This window comes from Eikenella sp. HMSC071B05, assembly GCF_001811325.1.
Classification (GTDB): Bacteria; Pseudomonadota; Gammaproteobacteria; order Burkholderiales; family Neisseriaceae; genus Eikenella; species Eikenella corrodens.
On record NZ_KV804548.1, the window covers coordinates 31,836 to 48,090 of the forward strand.

General features: G+C 57.1%; 17 protein-coding genes and 3 tRNA genes. 12 read left to right on the forward strand and 8 right to left on the reverse strand.

From position 1 onward, the window contains the following. Positions 1-32: 32 nt before the first annotated feature. Complete coding sequence (gene hemC / locus HMPREF2796_RS05035; RefSeq protein ID WP_070631466.1) at positions 33-971, reverse strand: hydroxymethylbilane synthase; 939 nt, start codon at positions 969-971, stop codon at positions 33-35. Positions 972-1,098: 127 nt separating this feature from the next. On the opposite strand from hemC, the gene HMPREF2796_RS05040 reads away from it, so the two are divergent. Further along, positions 1,099-1,476: a hemerythrin domain-containing protein gene (locus tag HMPREF2796_RS05040; protein ID WP_070631468.1), complete on the forward strand. Its 378-nt coding sequence runs from the start codon at positions 1,099-1,101 to the stop codon at positions 1,474-1,476. Positions 1,477-1,597: 121 nt separating this feature from the next. Here HMPREF2796_RS05040 and folD read toward each other — a convergent pair whose 3' ends face one another. Next, positions 1,598-2,461: a bifunctional methylenetetrahydrofolate dehydrogenase/methenyltetrahydrofolate cyclohydrolase FolD gene (gene folD / locus HMPREF2796_RS05045; RefSeq protein WP_070631469.1), complete on the reverse strand. Its 864-nt coding sequence runs from the start codon at positions 2,459-2,461 to the stop codon at positions 1,598-1,600. Between the two features lie 390 nt (positions 2,462-2,851). Here folD and HMPREF2796_RS05050 point away from each other — a divergent pair. The 7 genes from HMPREF2796_RS05050 (at position 2,852) to rplI (ending at position 4,771) form a co-directional block, all read left to right on the forward strand. Next, positions 2,852-2,929 (forward strand) — tRNA-Pro (locus tag HMPREF2796_RS05050). Between the two features lie 38 nt (positions 2,930-2,967). Beyond that, positions 2,968-3,044 (forward strand) — tRNA-Arg (locus HMPREF2796_RS05055). A gap of 11 nt (positions 3,045-3,055) precedes the next feature. After that, a tRNA-His gene (locus HMPREF2796_RS05060) sits at positions 3,056-3,131 on the forward strand. A 250-nt stretch (positions 3,132-3,381) separates the two neighbouring features. Continuing rightward, the gene (gene rpsF, locus HMPREF2796_RS05065; RefSeq protein ID WP_049259193.1) at positions 3,382-3,756 is read left to right on the forward strand and encodes a 30S ribosomal protein S6; all 375 of its coding nucleotides are present in this window, start codon (positions 3,382-3,384) and stop codon (positions 3,754-3,756) included. A gap of 10 nt (positions 3,757-3,766) precedes the next feature. Next, entirely contained in the window at positions 3,767-4,063 is a 297-nt protein-coding gene (gene priB, locus HMPREF2796_RS05070) for a primosomal replication protein N (RefSeq protein WP_070631471.1), read from the forward strand. 5 nt (positions 4,064-4,068) lie between these two features. Further along, on the forward strand, positions 4,069-4,299 hold the full coding sequence (rpsR, locus tag HMPREF2796_RS05075; RefSeq protein WP_003822340.1) for a 30S ribosomal protein S18: 231 nt from the start codon (positions 4,069-4,071) through the stop codon (positions 4,297-4,299). 19 nt (positions 4,300-4,318) lie between these two features. Continuing rightward, positions 4,319-4,771: a 50S ribosomal protein L9 gene (gene rplI / locus HMPREF2796_RS05080; RefSeq protein ID WP_070631473.1), complete on the forward strand. Its 453-nt coding sequence runs from the start codon at positions 4,319-4,321 to the stop codon at positions 4,769-4,771. Between the two features lie 283 nt (positions 4,772-5,054). Here rplI and HMPREF2796_RS05085 read toward each other — a convergent pair whose 3' ends face one another. Next, the gene (locus HMPREF2796_RS05085) at positions 5,055-5,573 is read right to left on the reverse strand and encodes an RDD family protein (RefSeq protein WP_070631476.1); all 519 of its coding nucleotides are present in this window, start codon (positions 5,571-5,573) and stop codon (positions 5,055-5,057) included. Then, positions 5,570-6,523, reverse strand: coding sequence for a tRNA (adenosine(37)-N6)-dimethylallyltransferase MiaA (gene miaA / locus HMPREF2796_RS05090; RefSeq protein ID WP_070631478.1), 954 nt, complete (start codon positions 6,521-6,523; stop codon positions 5,570-5,572). The genes HMPREF2796_RS05085 and miaA overlap by 4 nt, the downstream gene beginning before the upstream one ends. A 256-nt stretch (positions 6,524-6,779) precedes the next feature. On the opposite strand from miaA, the gene HMPREF2796_RS05095 reads away from it, so the two are divergent. Further along, positions 6,780-7,670 (forward strand): NAD(+) kinase, encoded by an 891-nt coding sequence (locus HMPREF2796_RS05095; protein ID WP_070631480.1) that lies wholly within the window; start codon positions 6,780-6,782, stop codon positions 7,668-7,670. 288 nt (positions 7,671-7,958) lie between these two features. On the opposite strand, the gene hflX is transcribed toward HMPREF2796_RS05095, so the two are convergent. Both hflX and argG read right to left on the reverse strand, forming a co-directional pair. Continuing rightward, the gene (hflX, locus tag HMPREF2796_RS05100) at positions 7,959-9,143 is read right to left on the reverse strand and encodes a GTPase HflX (protein WP_023886982.1); all 1,185 of its coding nucleotides are present in this window, start codon (positions 9,141-9,143) and stop codon (positions 7,959-7,961) included. Between the two features lie 173 nt (positions 9,144-9,316). Continuing rightward, on the reverse strand, positions 9,317-10,663 hold the full coding sequence (gene argG, locus HMPREF2796_RS05105) for an argininosuccinate synthase (RefSeq protein ID WP_064088063.1): 1,347 nt from the start codon (positions 10,661-10,663) through the stop codon (positions 9,317-9,319). Positions 10,664-10,717: 54 nt separating this feature from the next. On the opposite strand from argG, the gene HMPREF2796_RS05110 reads away from it, so the two are divergent. Next, entirely contained in the window at positions 10,718-11,407 is a 690-nt protein-coding gene (locus HMPREF2796_RS05110) for a hypothetical protein (RefSeq protein WP_141749158.1), read from the forward strand. A 161-nt stretch (positions 11,408-11,568) separates the two neighbouring features. After that, positions 11,569-12,294 (forward strand): phosphatidylserine decarboxylase, encoded by a 726-nt coding sequence (locus tag HMPREF2796_RS05115; protein ID WP_064088061.1) that lies wholly within the window; start codon positions 11,569-11,571, stop codon positions 12,292-12,294. 155 nt (positions 12,295-12,449) lie between these two features. Here the strand turns inward: HMPREF2796_RS05115 and azu are convergent, their stop codons facing one another. Together azu and HMPREF2796_RS05125 are read right to left on the reverse strand one after the other, a co-directional pair. Beyond that, positions 12,450-13,019: an azurin gene (azu, locus tag HMPREF2796_RS05120; RefSeq protein ID WP_064088060.1), complete on the reverse strand. Its 570-nt coding sequence runs from the start codon at positions 13,017-13,019 to the stop codon at positions 12,450-12,452. Positions 13,020-13,193: 174 nt separating this feature from the next. Then, the gene (locus HMPREF2796_RS05125; RefSeq protein ID WP_064084556.1) at positions 13,194-13,784 is read right to left on the reverse strand and encodes an adenine phosphoribosyltransferase; all 591 of its coding nucleotides are present in this window, start codon (positions 13,782-13,784) and stop codon (positions 13,194-13,196) included. 167 nt (positions 13,785-13,951) lie between these two features. On the opposite strand from HMPREF2796_RS05125, the gene HMPREF2796_RS05130 reads away from it, so the two are divergent. After that, a complete protein-coding gene (locus HMPREF2796_RS05130; protein ID WP_070631482.1) occupies positions 13,952-16,165 on the forward strand; it encodes a RelA/SpoT family protein in 2,214 nt (737 codons plus the stop codon). Positions 16,166-16,255: the final 90 nt, after the last annotated feature.

The following is a 16,255-nucleotide window of genomic DNA, read 5'->3' on the forward strand; positions in this document are numbered from 1 at the left end:
TGTACTGGTTTTTGTTAATTCACTATACTTTTTCAGGTAGCTTGCTCGGCCAGCACGGCGGCGATGAGCTCTTGGGCGCCGTTGTCGGCCAGTTTCTTGGCGACGGCGCGGCCGAGGGCGTCGGCGTATTCGCGCGGGGCTTGGGCTTCTTCTCGCAGGATAACGGAGCCGTCGGGATGGCCGACCAGGCCGTGCAGGGTGAGCAGGCCGTCTTGCTCGGTGCAGTAGGCGGCCAGCGGCACTTGGCAGCTGCCGCCCAGCGCGCGGGCGAGGGCGCGTTCGGCGGTAACGCAGGCGGTGGTTTGGGCGTGATTCAGCGGGGCGAGCAGGGGCAGCAGTTCGCTGCGGTGCGCGGCGATTTCGATGCCGAGTGCGCCTTGGCCGGCGGCGGGCAGGCTGTCGGCGGGGGAGAGGGTGTGGCGGATGCGCTGCGTGAGACTGAGGCGCTTGAGGCCGGCTTCGGCCAGGATGATGGCGGCGTAGTCGCCCTGATCGAGTTTGGCAAGGCGGGTTTGCACGTTGCCGCGCAAAGGGGCTACCTGAAGCTGCGGGAAACTGGCGCGTAGCTGGGCTTCTCGGCGCAGGCTGGACGTGCCGACAATGGCGCCGGCGGGCAGGTCTTCAAGCCGCTGGTAGTTGTTGGAAACGAAGGCATCAAACGGGCTTTCGCGTTCGCAGATGGCGGCCAGGGCAAAGCCTTCGGGCAATACCATCGGCACGTCTTTAATAGAGTGTACGGCAAGGTCGGCGCGGCCGTCGGATAGGGCTTGTTCGAGCTCTTTCACAAACAGGCCTTTGCCGCCGATTTTGGAGAGGGTTTTATCGAGAATGCGGTCACCTTGGGTGGTGAGGCCGAGGATGGATACTTCGCAGCCGGGGTAGAGCGCACGCAGGCGGGATTGGATGTGTTCGGCCTGCCACATGGCGAGGGCGCTTTCGCGGCTGGCGATAACAAGTTTGTGCGGGATCATTTCAATTAGGAAAACGGAATGGCAAACGGCGGGCAGTCTATCATGAAATGGCGGTGTGTTTGTGGGCGTTTTGCACTGTCCGCTATATAATCCGACTATTGTGCAACCACTTCAGGCTACCTGAAAAATGAAACGCCATCCCCTGCTGATTCCGCTGTCGCAAGACCACCACCATTCGCTGGCCATGTGTGCCCGTATCCTGCGCGACCCTGCCGCCGATCACCGTGCCGATTTTGCCAAGCAAAAAGATGATTTGCTGGCGCATTTTGCCGAGGAGGAAGTGCTGTTTGCGCCGTGGTGGGATAAATTGGCACAGCCGGAAATGCAACGGCGTTTTGAGGAAGAACATGCGCTGTTGCGACAAATGCTGGCTGCGCCCGAGCTTGATAATCCCGATTGGATGAAGAGTTTTGCTGAAACCCTGCGTGGTCATGCGCGTTTTGAAGAACGTGAGCTGTTTCAGGCTTTTCAGGAAATCTTGGGGGAAGAGGGAGAGGCTACCTGAAAATATTGTGTGGCTTGCCCAGCAGAATTTCAGGTAGCCTTTTAAGTGGCTATATTATGTAGAAAAATAAGGGCAAACAGTCGATATGGCTGTTTGCCCTTTATTGTGCACCGATATGCGCCTAGGCTGCCGGTTGGTTGTGCAGGGTGGCAGCGTAGAAGGTGTTTTCCAGCAGGGTGGCGATGGTCATCGGGCCTACGCCGCCGGGAACAGGGGTAATCATAGAAGCACGTTCTTTGGCGGCTTCAAAATCCACATCACCACAGAGCGTACCGTCTGCCAACCGGTTGATGCCCACATCCACCACCACAGCGCCGGATTTAATCCAGCTGCCATGAATCAGCTTGGGCTTACCCACGCCCACTACCACTACATCGGCTTCAGAAACTTCATGCTCCAAGTTTACGGTGAAGCGGTGGCATACGGTAACCGTGGCACCGGCCAGCAGCATTTCCAGCGCCTGCGGGCGGCCGACAATATTGGATGCACCCACAATCACCACTTTTTTGCCGCGCAGCTCCACGCCGTAAGTTTCCAATAAGGTCATCACGCCCTTAGGTGTGCATGGGCGTATCAGCGGCATTTTCACGGCCAAGCGGCCAACGTTGTAAGGATGGAAACCGTCCACGTCTTTATCCGGCTGAATGCGCTCGATTACCGACTGGCTGTTAATGTGTGCCGGCAAAGGCAGCTGCACCAAAATACCGTCCACATCAGGGGCAGCATTGAGTTCGTCAATCAGTTGCAGCAGCTCTTCTTCGGTAGTGGACGCTGCCAATTCGTAGGAACGGGAGTCGAAACTAGCCTTTTCACAGGCAATTTTTTTGTTGTTCACATACACAACACTGGCAGGATCACTACCAACCAGCAAAACAGCCAAACACGGGGGGCGCAAGCCTTGTTTGCGCCGCTCGGCCACTTTGTTGGCAAGTTTCAGCAGACGTTCGTTAGCAACGGCTTTACCATCGAGAATCTGGGCTGTCATAGGCTATTCCTTTTCTGTTGGGTTGGGTGGGGAAGTAAAATGGACGAACTGAATGGCTGCCTTGGGTAAAAATTAAATTGTATTAATCTATTGATAACAAATAAAAACACTTTACGCAGCAACATATGCTACAGCCGGCGATTTTGCTGAGGTTTCAACGATTGTTGGCTTGGCAATTATAGCATGTTGTTCATAACACTTTTAGGTTGGGAGGGGCTTTGGCTATGTAAACTTCTTATGCATATATGCACTGATGTTGCGTAAGCATATCTTCAATTAACATACTGTTATTTAGCATAAAACAATACAAACAAATCAAAACTGATATTTAATTTTGCATTACCTGCTTGACAGGGTAAAAACAGTATGAGTAAAATTCGCCTTTCTTATCGGGGCGTAGCGCAGTCTGGTTAGCGCATCTGCTTTGGGAGCAGAGGGTCGTGAGTTCGAATCCCACCGCCCCGACCAAAGTTCTCCGAAAAATTGTGAACGACAGGATAGGTAGAGCGCCCGTAGCTCAACCGGATAGAGCACCCGCCTTCTAAGCGGGCGGTTACAGGTTCGATTCCTGTCGGGCGCGCCAAAAGTTTTATGGTGGCTGTAGCTCAGTTGGTAGAGCCCCGGATTGTGATTCCGGTTGTCGTGGGTTCGAGCCCCATCAGCCACCCCAAATCGAACCCGTATGCTTTGGCATACGGGTTTTTTATATCCCAAACTCACTTCCAAGTTATTGAATCTTCTTTTTCAGGTAGCCTGTGTTCACTGTGTGAAATATTGCACACATACCAAGCCATAGCCACCACACCCTACTCAGCAAATGCTTGCTTACCCTGTATTTTGCCGATATAATGCCGCGTTTTCCACCCCTTGCCCGCTGTTTCCGCATGATAGCGGGCTGTATTTAGCCATAAGGAGATAACATGCGTCATTACGAGATTGTATTTATCGTTCATCCCGACCAGAGTGAGCAAGTGCCTGCTATGGTTGAACGTTACAAAACCCTGATTACCGAGTCTGGCGGCCACATTCACCGCTTGGAAGACTGGGGTCGCCGCCAATTGGCCTATCCCATCAACAAGCTGCACAAAGCACACTACGTGCTGATGAATATCGAGTGCACCCCGGCTGCCATCGAAGAGCTGGAAACTGGTTTCCGCTTCAACGACGCCGTATTGCGCCACCTGACCATCAAAATGGACGAAGCTGTTACTGAAGCTTCTCCCATGATGAAGGAAGAAAAATCCAAAAACCTGCTGAACGGCCAGCCTCAGGAAGAAGCTGCTGCCGAAGCCTAAGCGTGAGATTTTGAACAATACTGTAAGCCTTACCGCCCGCATCAAAGATGCCGACACCTTGCGCTACACCCCGGCCGGCATAGCCGTATTGGGATTGATGTTAGAGCATGAATCGTGGCAGACAGAAGCAGGCGAACCCTATCTCGCCCGATTTGAACTCCAGGCGAAATTAATCGGCGAACAGGCAAAACTCTGGCAACACAAAGCAGGCAGTATGGTGGATATATCCGGATTTCTTGCGGCTTACAGCCAAAAATACCGTCGCCCCATATTGCATATACAGACAATTATTGAAAATAAAGGTTGAATGAGATGGCTCGTCAAACATTTAAACGTAGAAAATTCTGCCGCTTTACCGCAGAAGGCATCAAACAAGTAGATTACAAATCAGTTGATTTGCTGAAAGATTTCATTTCTGAAAACGGCAAAATCATCCCTGCCCGCATCACCGGCACCAAAGCTCACTATCAGCGCCAGCTGTCTGTGGCCGTAAAACGCGCCCGTTTCCTGGCTCTGCTGCCCTACACCGACCAACACAAATAATTAACGGAGAATTTATATTATGCAAATCATTCTGTTAGAAAAAATTGGCGGCTTGGGCAATCTGGGCGATGTAGTAACCGTAAAAAACGGCTATGCCCGCAACTTCCTGATTCCGCAAGGTAAAGCCAAACGCGCAACCGAAGCTGCCTTGGCCGATTTCGAAGCCCGCCGTGCCGAACTCGAAGCTCGTCAGGCCGCAATCCTGGCCGATGCACAAGCTCGTCAGGCCAAATTGGAAGGCCAATCTATCACCATCGCTCAAAAAGCTGGTGTGGACGGCCGTCTGTTCGGTTCTGTAACCAACGCCGACATCGCTGAAGCTATCCGTGCATTTGGTGTAGAAGCTGCTAAAGCTAACGTACGCCTGCCCAATGGCCCGTTCAAAGCAGTTGGCGAATACGCAATCGAAATCGCCCTGCATACCGATGCCGTGGCCAATATTACTGTGGTTGTTGTACCGACCGCGGAATAAACCTACGCTGTTGTCTGCAGCATCAAAAAGGCTACCTGAATATTTCAGGTAGCCTTTTTCCCATTATGGCTGAGCAATCATCTGCCCATGCAAACAGCAAACGCTGGCATTACACTAGAACAACTCAACTTAGTATCACAAGAATGGCTCTAGTTACATAATCATCCAAATAAAAACAATACAAACCCGCCATCTTGTCCCATACCTTTTCGGATAACTATAGTTTGAATCTCACCTACGCGACAACCTACCCTTCAGATAACCCCTTATATAGCAGCGAATGCTATTTCCTTTCTACCACTTTCTCAGTTAAAACCGTACCGGCCAGGTAGTCGTAAAGAAATTGGCGGGAGGGGTGGATAAGGGCAAAGCCGATGGGCAGTATCCACCACGCTAATGCCATGCCGGCCACGGTTTGAGGCGGCAGCGGGGTGAGTTGGCGTAGGATGCCGAATGAGGCGAGCGGTAGTAGTAAAAGCAGCACAGTAGCCCAGATGAAACGCAGATGTAGTTGGCGCAGGCTGGGGCGGTTGCCGGCGGGGGTTTGCAGCTGCAGCCGCCACACTTTCATCGGCAGGGTTTGCCCGCGCGGGCTGTGCCAGCAAAGGCGGAAATAGCCCCACCACACAGCTAGGATGATCAGTGCTACGGCCGTTTCGGCCAGCAGCGGCACAGTATGCAACGCCATATTAGCGGCGGCGGCAGGGATAAAGGCCACGCAGGTTACGGCGGCCAGCAGCAAGGCTTCGTAGCACAGGGCGGCGAAACGGCGGCGGAAAGAGGCGGGGGCGGAAGTGCTCATGCAAAGTGTTGTTGGCAAAAAGAATGAAGGGTTTGGCTGTGTTGCTGGAGGCTACCTGAAAACGGGTCGATCACCAAATCGGCGGGCAGTTTACGCAGCCAGGTGAGCTGGCGCTTGGCGAGCTGGCGGGTGGCGGCAATGCCTTGGGCGATGAAGGTGTTGCGGTCAGTTTCGCCTTGCAGGTGTGCCCAAGCCTGGCGGTAGCCCACGCAGCGCACGGCGGGGTAGTCGGGGTTGAGCTCGGGATATTGCACTTGCAATCGGCCTACTTCATCAAGAAAGCCTTGCTCCAGCATGGCGTAGAAGCGCTGTTCAATATTGTGGTGCAGCCGTTCGCGCTGTGCCGGAATCAGGGCGATGCTGCGCAGGGAGAGCATTGGCGTGGCGCCGGGCTGTTCGGCGAAGTGTTGGCTGAGCGGCCGGCCGGTGAGCAGCCACACTTCCAATGCGCGTTCGATGCGCTGGCTGTCGCCGGGCTTGAGGCGGGCGGCGGTGGCGGGATCGGCCTGTTGCAGTTGGGCATACAGGTGTGGCAGGCCGTGTTGCTGTTTTTGCTCTTGCAGTTGGCGGCGGATCTCAGGATTGGCGGCAGGCAGGCTGTTGAGTCCATTGACGAGGGCGTGGTAATACATCATGGTGCCGCCCACAATCAGCGGCAGGCGGCCGCGCGCGTGGATTTCGCGGCACAGGCGCAGGCAGTCATCCAAAAAATCGGCCACGCTGTAGCTTTGCGGCGGGTTGATGATGTCGATGAGATGGTGTGGTACGGCAGCGCGCTCGGCCGGAGTGGGCTTGGCGGTGCCGATGTCCATGCCGCGGTAAATCAGCGCGGAATCGAGGCTGACGATTTCCAGCGGCAGCTGTTCGGCCAAAGCAAGCGCGAGCGCGGTTTTGCCGGCAGCGGTGGGGCCGAGCAGGGCGAGTGCCGGTGGCGGAGTAGATTGCGGCATGAGGCTACCTGAAAAAGAAATCAATATTCCGGCTTTATGTTTCAGGTAGCCTGTGGACACACAAAAGGCTACCTGAAACATAAAGCCACACGGCGCGGCATTCTATCAGCCGCATGATAAAAAACAAAATATAGTGAATTAAAATAAGAAGGCCACTTCGTTGCCCCGCCCTACCCTGCCCCGCCTTTCAGGCTACCTGAAAATCAGGTAGAGTTCGGCCTAACGTAATTCCCCCATAATTTATCCATTACACCACATGAAACACAGCCAATTTCACCGCATCGGCATCGTTACCCGCCCCAACACCCCGCAATTAGGGGAAACCCTGAGCGAGCTGGTGGCCTTCTTTTTAGAAAACAGCATCGAAGTGTTGCTAGACGAAGAATGCGGCAACGATTTGTCTGCCAACCCGCTGGCCGAGAACTGCCGACGGGTAGCCAAAGAAGACATGGGCACTTGCTGCGATTTGGTGCTGGTACTCGGCGGCGACGGCACCTTTTTATCCGTAGCCCGCCAGCTTGCCCCCTACCGCATCCCCATCATGGGCGTGCATTTGGGGCATTTAGGCTTCCTCACCCAAGTGCCGCGCCAAAACATGATTGCCGACATTTCGCGCATGCTCGCCGGCCAATATCTGTCTGAAGAGCGCATCATGCTCGAATGCACCGTGCAGCGCCACGACGAATCCGACTGCACCGCACTGGCCCTCAACGAAGTGGTCATCAGCCGTGGCGGCTTGGGGCAGATGATTGAATTTGAAGTATTTATCAACCAAGAATTTGTCTACACCCAACGCTCCGACGGGCTGATTGTGTCCACCCCCACCGGCTCCACCGCCTACGCCCTGGCTGCCGGCGGGCCGATTCTGCAATCCACCCTGCGCGCCCTCACACTCGTGCCCATCTGCCCGCAATCCATGACCAACCGCCCCATCGTGGTGCCCGACAGCTGCGAAATCGAAATCCTCATCACCAAAGCCGACAACGCCCGCGTACATTGCGACGGCCAATCCCACATCGACCTGCACAGCATGAACCGGCTCACCATCCGCCGCTACCGCAACACCCTGCGCGTGCTGCACCCCACCAACTACCAATACTACAAAACCCTGCGCCAGAAACTGCATTGGGGCGAGCAGCTGGTTTAGCAGATAGAGGCTACCTGAAAACAGTTTGATCAATAAAACCAGCCGGGCTTATATGCCCGGCTTTTGGTTTTTCAGATAGCCTTTCCACCTTTGAATCCTCCATGTATAAATGCCGGACAATTCAAATCAAAAAGGCTACCTGAAATCTTTAGCTTCACTTTCAGGTAGCCTTTCCAACCAATAAACACCCGGGGAAACCGCATGGGTAATACACTTAGCCCGCGCTAGCAAGCAGGGGAAAGACTAGCCAACGCCGTAGTAAAGTAAAGCGTTCCGACTATAGCCGTTTCAGGTAGCCTCTTTGCCGCCTGATGCCTTGCTATGTGTATCTGCCCACTCAATCAATGCCTGGCGCAAGTCTTCTAAGCCCAAGCTTTGGGTAACGGAGAGGCGCACAGCGGCGATTTGGCCGCTTTTACTGCGCAGGATGCCGGGCTGTTGCTGTTCGGCGGGCAGGAGGTCGATTTTGTTATACAGCAAGAGCTGCGGCACATCGGCGGCGCCGATTTCGGCCAGCACGCGGTTGACGTCTTCCATGCGCTGTTCGTAGTCGGGCTGGGAAACGTCGGCCACATGGAGCAATACGTCGGCTTGGGCGGTTTCCTCCAGTGTGGCGGAGAAAGCTGCCACTAGGCGGTGCGGCAGGTCGCGTACGAAGCCTACGGTGTCGGTGAGGATGATGCTGTGCTCGCGGTCGAGATACAGGCGGCGGGCGGTAGTGTCGAGCGTGGCGAAGAGCTGGTCTTTGGCCAGCACGTCGGCTTTGGTGAGGCGGTTGAACAGGCTGGATTTGCCGGTGTTGGTGTAGCCCACCAGGGCGAAAGTGGGCAGGCTGCCCTGCTGGCGGGCTTTGCGGCGGGTGGCACGCTGGCGGCGCACATCGGCTAGGCGTTTTTTCAGGGTGGTGATTTTTTGGGCGATCAGGCGGCGGTCGGTTTCGAGCTGGGTTTCGCCCGGGCCTTTGAGGCCGATGCCGCCTTTTTGGCTTTGCAGGTGGCCGTAGCCTCGCACCAGGCGGCCGGAGAGGTGGGTGAGCTGCGCCAGCTCCACTTGCAGGCGGCCTTCCTGGCTTTGCGCGCGTTGGGCGAAAATGGCGAGAATCAGCCCCACGCGGTCGAGTACGCGGCATTGCAGCTTGGCTTCAAGGTTGCGCTCCTGAGTGGGTGTGAGCTCGTGGTTGAACACGGCCAATTCGATATTGTGCGCCTGCACTTCGGCCGCCAGCTCCTCGGCTTTGCCTGTGCCCACAAACAAGGCGCCGCTGGGGCGGTCGCGGCGGGCGGTGGAAACGTGCACCAACTCCCCGCCGCCGGCGCGTACCAGCTCGGCGGCTTCGTCCAACACGTTTTGAAAAGCGCGGGCGCGCTGCTCGTTGCTGCCGGAGAAACTGTCGGCCAGCATCACGCCCACCAGCAATACGCGCTCGGGGCGGCTGAGGGATTTGTCGGGCTGGAAAGGAGGTCGGCGCGGCATGGCATCAGGCGGAATGGATTGAAGATGCGGCATTATAGCGCATGGGCAGGCGGCTGCCCGAAAGCAATTTCAGGTAGCCTTTATTGATGAGGCTACCTGAAAATTTTGGCTTCGCAGAAACTCGGCTGCCTTCGGCAATTTCGTTTCAGGTAGCCTTTTTATACAGCCCGGACTTACTTGCCCTTGCCCAGTTTCGGCAACACCGAGCCTTCGCCCAGCGAGAGCAGGCCGCTGTCGGCGTAGATGCCGAGTTTGGCGCGGGTGTCGGTAATGTCCAGATTGCGCATGGTGAGCTGGCCGATGCGGTCAAGCGGTGTGAACGCGGCGTTTTCCACTTTTTCCATGCTCAGGCGTTCGGGCGCGTAGGTGAGATTGGGCGATTCAGTGTTCAGAATCGAATAGTCGTTGCCGCGGCGCAGCTCCAGCGTTACTTCGCCGGTGATGGCTTTGGCCACCCAGCGTTGGGCGGTTTCGCGCAGCATCAGGGCTTGGCTGTCGAACCAGCGGCCTTGATACAGCAGGCGGCCGAGACGCAGGCCGTTGATGCGGTATTGCTCGATGGTGTCTTCGTTGTGGATGCCGGTGAGCAGGCGCTCGTAGGCAATGTGCAGCAGCGCCATACCGGGGGCTTCGTAGATGCCGCGCGATTTGGCTTCGATGATGCGGTTTTCAATTTGGTCGCTCATGCCCAAGCCGTGGCGGCCGCCGATGCGGTTGGCTTCGAGGAAGAGTTCCACTGCGTCGGCAAAGGTTTGGCCGTTCAAGGCCACCGGCACGCCTTCTTCAAAGCGCACGCGCACTTCTTCGGCTTTCACTGCCACGTTTTCGTCCCAGAAGGCAACGCCCATAATGGGTTTGACGATTTTGATGCCGCTGTTCAGAAACTCCAAGTCTTTGGCTTCGTGGGTGGCGCCGAGCATATTGGAATCGGTGGAATAGGCTTTTTCAACCGACATTTTGTATTGGAAGCCGTTGGCAATCAGGAATTGGCTCATTTCGTGGCGGCCGCCGAGTTCGTCGATAAATTGCTGGTCGAGCCAAGGTTTGTAGATTTTCAGCGCGGGATTGGTGAGCAGACCGTAGCGGTAGAAACGCTCGATGTCGTTGCCTTTGTAGGTGCTGCCGTCGCCCCAGATGTTCACGTCGTCTTCCTTCATGGCGGAAACGAGCATGGTGCCGGTTACGGCGCGGCCGAGCGGGGTGGTGTTGAAATAGGGCATGCCGCCGGTGGAAATGTGGAACGCACCGCATTGGATGGCGGCGATGCCTTCGTGCGCCAACTGGGCGCGGCAGTCGATTAAGCGGGCGTTTTGTGCGCCGTATTCCATGGCTTTTTTGGGAATGGCGTTGTAGTCGTCTTCATCGGGCTGGCCGAGGTTGGCGGTGTAGGCATAAGGCAGCGCGCCTTTGAGTTTCATCCACAGGAGGGCGGCGGAGGTGTCTAGGCCGCCGGAAAAGGCGATGCCGACTTTTTGTCCAACAGGCAGGGTTTGCAGAATGGTGGCGTTGTTCTGGCTCATGATGCTCCTTTGTTTGGCAAGATGGTTGAAGGCTGGGATTGTGTGCCTAAACGCATGAACTTGTCCAGCCGGAACAGGCTACCTGAAAGCGTGGGCTCAACGAAGTTAAAACCAGCCCGGTTTACGCGCACGGCGCTTTCAGGTAGCCTGTGCGCCTTTGGTGAAATCAAGGAACCGGCCATGGGCAATCGGCAAAATTTGCCGCAGCGGCAAACGATGATTTGGTATGTGCTGTATGCAGGCATTTCCTGCGGCCTGCTCTACGGCGCGCTAACCGTGTTGTGGAAAGGCGGCTGGCAGTCGCCGCAGGCCATGCTGCTGCGCCTGGCGGGATTCAATGGCTTGAGCATCGTGCTGACCTCGGCCATCCACTGCCTGTGGCTGCTCGCGCTGCCCGCCCTGCTCACGGGCTGGCTGGCCGGCCAATTGGCTTGGCAAAATAATCTACCGGGACGGGCAATGGCCACTTTGGCCTGGATGGGGCTGACGGCGGTTTTGTATGCCCTGCCGCAACTGGCGGGTGTGGATGTGGTGCCGGAGTTTAACCAGCTGATTGCCAACACTTTGGAGGGCATGCTGCCCGTGCCCGACGGCACGTTCAGCCGGCTGATGGCCACACCGCCGTGGTATGTGCTGCCCGTACTGTTTGCGGTTGGCGGCTGGCTCACGGCCATGCTGGTGTTGCCCTACGAACCGGACGAAACTTGGGGCGACCGCACAGGCGAACGCGGCGAGCAGTGGTGAGGGAAACCGAGGCTACCTGAAAACGCAGGCGGGGCTGTTTTAACTTCATTGAAGCTCATGCTTTCAGGCAGCCTCATCGATTTGACGCAAGCCGCTTCCGCCCTACCCCGTATCTTGTATAATCGCGCCCTATTCCAACTCAATTCAAAAAGGATCATACCGTGAACCGTTTCTACCCCCACCCGCTGATTGCGCGGGAAGGCTGGCCGTTTATTTTGGGCGGGCTGCTGTTGAGCGTGCTGGTGAGCCTCTGCTGCGGCTGGTGGTCGCTGCCGTTTTGGGTGTTCACCGTGTTTGCGGTGCAGTTTTTCCGCGATCCGGCGCGCGATATTCCGGCCGATCCGGAAGCCGTGCTCTGCCCGGCCGACGGGCGCATTGTGGTGGTGGAGCGTGCCGAAGACCCGTTCCGCAAAGTGCCCGCGCTGAAAATCAGCGTGTTTATGAATGTGTTCAACGTGCATTCGCAGCGCGCGCCGGTTGACGGCACGGTAACGCAGGTGGACTACTTCCCCGGCCAATTCGTAAACGCCGCGCTGGATAAGGCCAGCACGGAAAACGAACGCAATGCGGTGTTCGCCACCACGAAAAGCGGGCGTGAGCTGACCTTTGTGCAGGTGGCCGGTTTGGTGGCGCGGCGTATTCTGTGCTACGTGCGGCCGGGCGAAAAAATCACGCGCGGCCAACGCTACGGCTTTATCCGTTTCGGTTCGCGGGTGGATGTGTATCTGCCCACCGATGCCGTGCCGCTGGTGGCCATCGGCGAAAAAGTGCGTGCCAGCGAAACCATTTTGGCTCGTTTGCCGCTGGAAGCCAATGGCGAACAAACCGTTATCGAAACAGCTTCGGCCTTGGTGCGGGAAGCAGCGGAAGAGGTGCTGCCGGAGTAAGCAGGCTCGGCCTTTCAGCCAAGGCTACCTGAAAGCATGAGCTTCAACGAAGTTAAAATAGGCATATCGGCCTCCCGGCATCCATACCCGGCCAGCAAAAAAGGCTACCTGAACTTTCAGGTAGCCTTTTGCCTGTTTGGGCAAACCCTTGGAGATTAATCCGCCAGTTTCACCACGCCGTTCATCACGCCGGCATGGCCGGGGAAAGAACAGAAGAATTTGTAGTTGGTGCCGGCAGCCAGTTTGGCCACAGGGAAGGTAACGGAGGATTCTTCGCCGCCACCGATGATTTTGGTGTGGGCAATCACGCGCTCGTCGCCGGGTTTCACATAATCGTTGTCCGGGCCTGCGCCTACGCCGTCGTTGTTCACGCCGTTCACATCGCCCTCGGCGGTAATCACGATGTTATGCCCCATCGCGGTTTTGGGCATACTGCCAGTGTGTTTGAGGGTAACGGTGAAGTCGGTGCAGCCTTTGGGCACGCTGATTTCAGCAGTGTTGTACTGCATGCTGTCGCCGGTTTCCACCAATTTCGAGCAGCCTTCGGCAGCTGCGGTGGGAGCAGAGGCGGCTTCAGAGGCCGGTGCGGCTTGGGAAGCGGCGGAGGCGGCTGAAGCAGCGTGGTCGTGGTGGGCTTCGGAAGCGGGTGCGCTGGGGGCGGTTTCGCCGCCGCAGGCAGCCAGCGCCAGAGCGGCAGCGGCAATCAGGGGGAGATACAGTTTCATAGCATGGTCCTTATCAAAACACGGGTAAATACTGCGTGGGCGATTATAGCGAACTGCCCTGCCTTTTGATACTGCCGATACGGCACGGTTTTATCCGGCGGCAGAAAATGCTGTCGCATCAAAAACCATCCGGCTTTCAGGTAGCCTGAAAGCCGGATATTTGCATGACGGTTTTTAACCGGCCTGCGGTGCCGTATGCTCTTCTGTGACCGCGCCGCTGTTTTGATACAGAGTAAACAAGGGCACGCCTTCGTTGCGGACTCGGTCGCCACCGGGCAGGTCGGTAAATTCAAGGATAGCGGCAGCTTCCACCACATTCCCGCCGAGCTTGCGGATGAGCTTGATGCCGGCGTGCATGGTGCCGCCGGTGGCCACGAGGTCGTCCACCAGCAACACGCGGGCGTTGTCTTTGATGGCGTCGGTGTGGATTTCCACGGTGGCTTCGCCGTATTCGAGCGCGTAGCTTTCGGAAAGGGTGGTGAAGGGCAGCTTGCCTTTTTTGCGGATGGGCACAAAGCCGACGTTGAGCTGATAGGCCAGCGCGGCGCCGATGATGAAGCCACGCGCGTCCAGCCCGGCCACCACGTCGATGTCTTGCGTCATGTAGCGGTAGGTGAGCAAATCCACCAGCAGGCGGAAATATTCCGGGCTTTGCAGCACGGGGGTGATGTCGTGAAACAGCACGCCTTCCTGCGGCCAGTTGGGGATTTTGCGGATTTTCTGCGCCAGCATTTCAACGGTCATGACTTCGGGATGGAACAGCATAGCGGGTATCTTTCAGGTAGCCTGTGCGAAACGCGAATTTTACCACTTCCCCACACAAAATTGCACCTGCATCAAACTCCCTGCACCAACCAGACCCCACTGGCCGGATTTTTGGTTACAATCAACTTTCATACTGTAAAAATTCATACCGCAAAAAAGGGGAAACCATGGAGACCGGCTATTCAGACACGCATGTAACCAACCTGCAAGAATGTTTGGCCTGGCTGAAAGGCTATGCCGCGCAGCAAAACGAGGCCGACCGCGCACTCTTGCAGCAGGCGCTTGCGCTGGCCGAGGCACACTACCCCGCCGACGCGCAAACCTACGCCGGCGAGCCGCTGCTGCCGCACACCGTGGGCGCGGCGCAGATGGTGGCACAGCTCGATTTGCTGCCCGAAGCCGTGGCCGCCACCATATTGTCAGGCATGTCCAAGCAGGGCGGGGATTGGCAGCTTCAGGTAGCCGAGCAATGCGGCCAAACCGTATGCGGCTTGGTGCAAGGTATCGACCAAGTGCAGAAACTCACCCACTTTGCCCGTGTGGACGGCTTGGCCACGCCTGAAGAGCGTGCCGCACAGGCCGAAACCATGCGCAAAATGCTGTTGGCCATGGTGTCCGACATCCGCGTGGTGCTGATCAAACTCGCCCTGCGCACCCGCACCATGCAATACCTCGGCGGCTGCCCCGACAGCCCGGAAAAACGCAGCATTGCCAAAGAAACGCTGGATATTTTCGCCCCGCTGGCCAACCGCTTGGGCGTGTGGCAGCTCAAATGGCAGCTCGAAGACCTCGGCTTTCGCCACCAAAACCCCGAAGAATACCGCCGCATCGCCCACCTGCTCGACGAAAAACGCCCCGAGCGGCAACACTATATCGACCACTTCCTCGGCATCCTCAAAGCCGAGCTGGCCAAATACGGCATCCGCGATTACGACGTGGCCGGCCGCCCCAAACACATCTACTCCATCTACCGCAAGATGGTGAAGAAAAAGCTCGATTTCGAAGGGCTCTACGACATCCGCGCCGTGCGCGTGCTGGTGAACAGCGTGCCCGAGTGCTACACCGTGCTGGGCATCGTGCACAGCCTATGGCAGCCCATCCCCGGCGAATTCGACGACTACATCGCCAACCCCAAAGGCAACGGCTACAAAAGCCTGCACACCGTGATTGTCGGCCCGGAAGACAAAGGCATCGAGGTGCAAATCCGCACCAAAGAAATGCACCAATTCAACGAATTCGGCGTGGCCGCGCACTGGCGTTATAAAGAAGGCGGCAAAGGCGATTCCGCATATGAGCAAAAAATCGCCTGGCTGCGCCAACTCTTGGATTGGCGCGAAAACATGGCCGAGAGCGGCAAAGCCGACCTCGCCGCCGCCTTCCAAACCGAGCTGTTTAACGACACCATTTATGTGCTCACCCCGCACGGCAAAGTGCTCTCCCTGCCCGTGGGCGCCACTCCCATCGATTTCGCCTACGCCCTGCACAGCAGCCTGGGCGACCGCTGCCGCGGCGCGAAGGTAGACGGCCAAATCGTGCCGCTCTCCACTCCGCTGGAGAACGGCCAGCGCGTGGAAATTATTGCCGCCAAAGAGGGCGAGCCGTCCGTAAACTGGCTGTATGAAGGCTGGGTGAAAAGCAACAAGGCCGCTGCCAAAATCCGCGCCCACATCCGCCGCCAAAATGCAGAAAGCGTGCGCGAACAAGGCCGGCTGCAGCTGGAAAAAACCCTGCTCAAAGTTCAGCCCAAGCCCAATATGCAGGCTTTGGCCGAAAAGCTCGGCTTCAAAAAACCGGACGAACTCTACACCGCCGTGGCACACGGCGAAATCATGCCCCGCGCCGTGCAGAAAGCCTGCGGCCTGCTGGCCGAGCCGCCTGCCGCGCCGGTGAGCACCGAGAGCATCGTCAAACAGTCGCGCATCAAAGAAACCGGCGGCAAAGGCGGCATTTTGGTGGACGGCGAATCCGGCCTGCTCACCACTTTGGCCAAATGCTGCAAACCCGCCCCGCCCGACGAAATCGCCGGCTTCGTAACGCGCGGGCGCGGCATTTCCATCCACCGCATCGGCTGCGCCTCTTTCCAGAAACTCGCCGCCGACGCGGCTGAAAAAGTCGTGCCGGCCTGCTGGGCCGGCGTGCCTGCCGGGCAAGTGTTTGCCGTGGATATCGAAGTATCCGCCCAAGACCGCAACGGCCTGTTGCGCGATATTTCCGAAGCACTGGCGCGGCATAAACTCAACGTGACCGCCGTGCAAACCCAATCGCGCAACCTGCAGGCCAGCCTGCGCTTCACGCTGGAAGTACATCAGGTGGACGACCTGCCGCACGTGCTCGCCAGCCTCGCCAACGTGAAAGGCGTAACCGGCGTAAGCAGGCTGTAGGCGCATGGTTTGACACAAATAAGGCTACCTGAAAACTCAACCAAGCATTTTCAGGTAGCCTTCCCATGCCCATCCCAAGACCACAATCGC

Coding starts and splice junctions, on each gene's coding strand:
- hemC (WP_070631466.1), bottom strand. CDS start 971: ATGATCCCGCACAAACTTGTTATCGCCAGCCGCGAAAGCGCCCTCGCC.
- HMPREF2796_RS05040 (WP_070631468.1), top strand. CDS start 1,099: ATGAAACGCCATCCCCTGCTGATTCCGCTGTCGCAAGACCACCACCAT.
- folD (WP_070631469.1), bottom strand. CDS start 2,461: ATGACAGCCCAGATTCTCGATGGTAAAGCCGTTGCTAACGAACGTCTG.
- rpsF (WP_049259193.1), top strand. CDS start 3,382: ATGCGTCATTACGAGATTGTATTTATCGTTCATCCCGACCAGAGTGAG.
- rpsR (WP_003822340.1), top strand. CDS start 4,069: ATGGCTCGTCAAACATTTAAACGTAGAAAATTCTGCCGCTTTACCGCA.
- rplI (WP_070631473.1), top strand. CDS start 4,319: ATGCAAATCATTCTGTTAGAAAAAATTGGCGGCTTGGGCAATCTGGGC.
- HMPREF2796_RS05085 (WP_070631476.1), bottom strand. CDS start 5,573: ATGAGCACTTCCGCCCCCGCCTCTTTCCGCCGCCGTTTCGCCGCCCTG.
- miaA (WP_070631478.1), bottom strand. CDS start 6,523: ATGCCGCAATCTACTCCGCCACCGGCACTCGCCCTGCTCGGCCCCACC.
- HMPREF2796_RS05095 (WP_070631480.1), top strand. CDS start 6,780: ATGAAACACAGCCAATTTCACCGCATCGGCATCGTTACCCGCCCCAAC.
- hflX (WP_023886982.1), bottom strand. CDS start 9,143: ATGCCGCGCCGACCTCCTTTCCAGCCCGACAAATCCCTCAGCCGCCCC.
- argG (WP_064088063.1), bottom strand. CDS start 10,663: ATGAGCCAGAACAACGCCACCATTCTGCAAACCCTGCCTGTTGGACAA.
- HMPREF2796_RS05110 (WP_141749158.1), top strand. CDS start 10,718: ATGAACTTGTCCAGCCGGAACAGGCTACCTGAAAGCGTGGGCTCAACG.
- azu (WP_064088060.1), bottom strand. CDS start 13,019: ATGAAACTGTATCTCCCCCTGATTGCCGCTGCCGCTCTGGCGCTGGCT.
- HMPREF2796_RS05125 (WP_064084556.1), bottom strand. CDS start 13,784: ATGCTGTTCCATCCCGAAGTCATGACCGTTGAAATGCTGGCGCAGAAA.
- HMPREF2796_RS05130 (WP_070631482.1), top strand. CDS start 13,952: ATGGAGACCGGCTATTCAGACACGCATGTAACCAACCTGCAAGAATGT.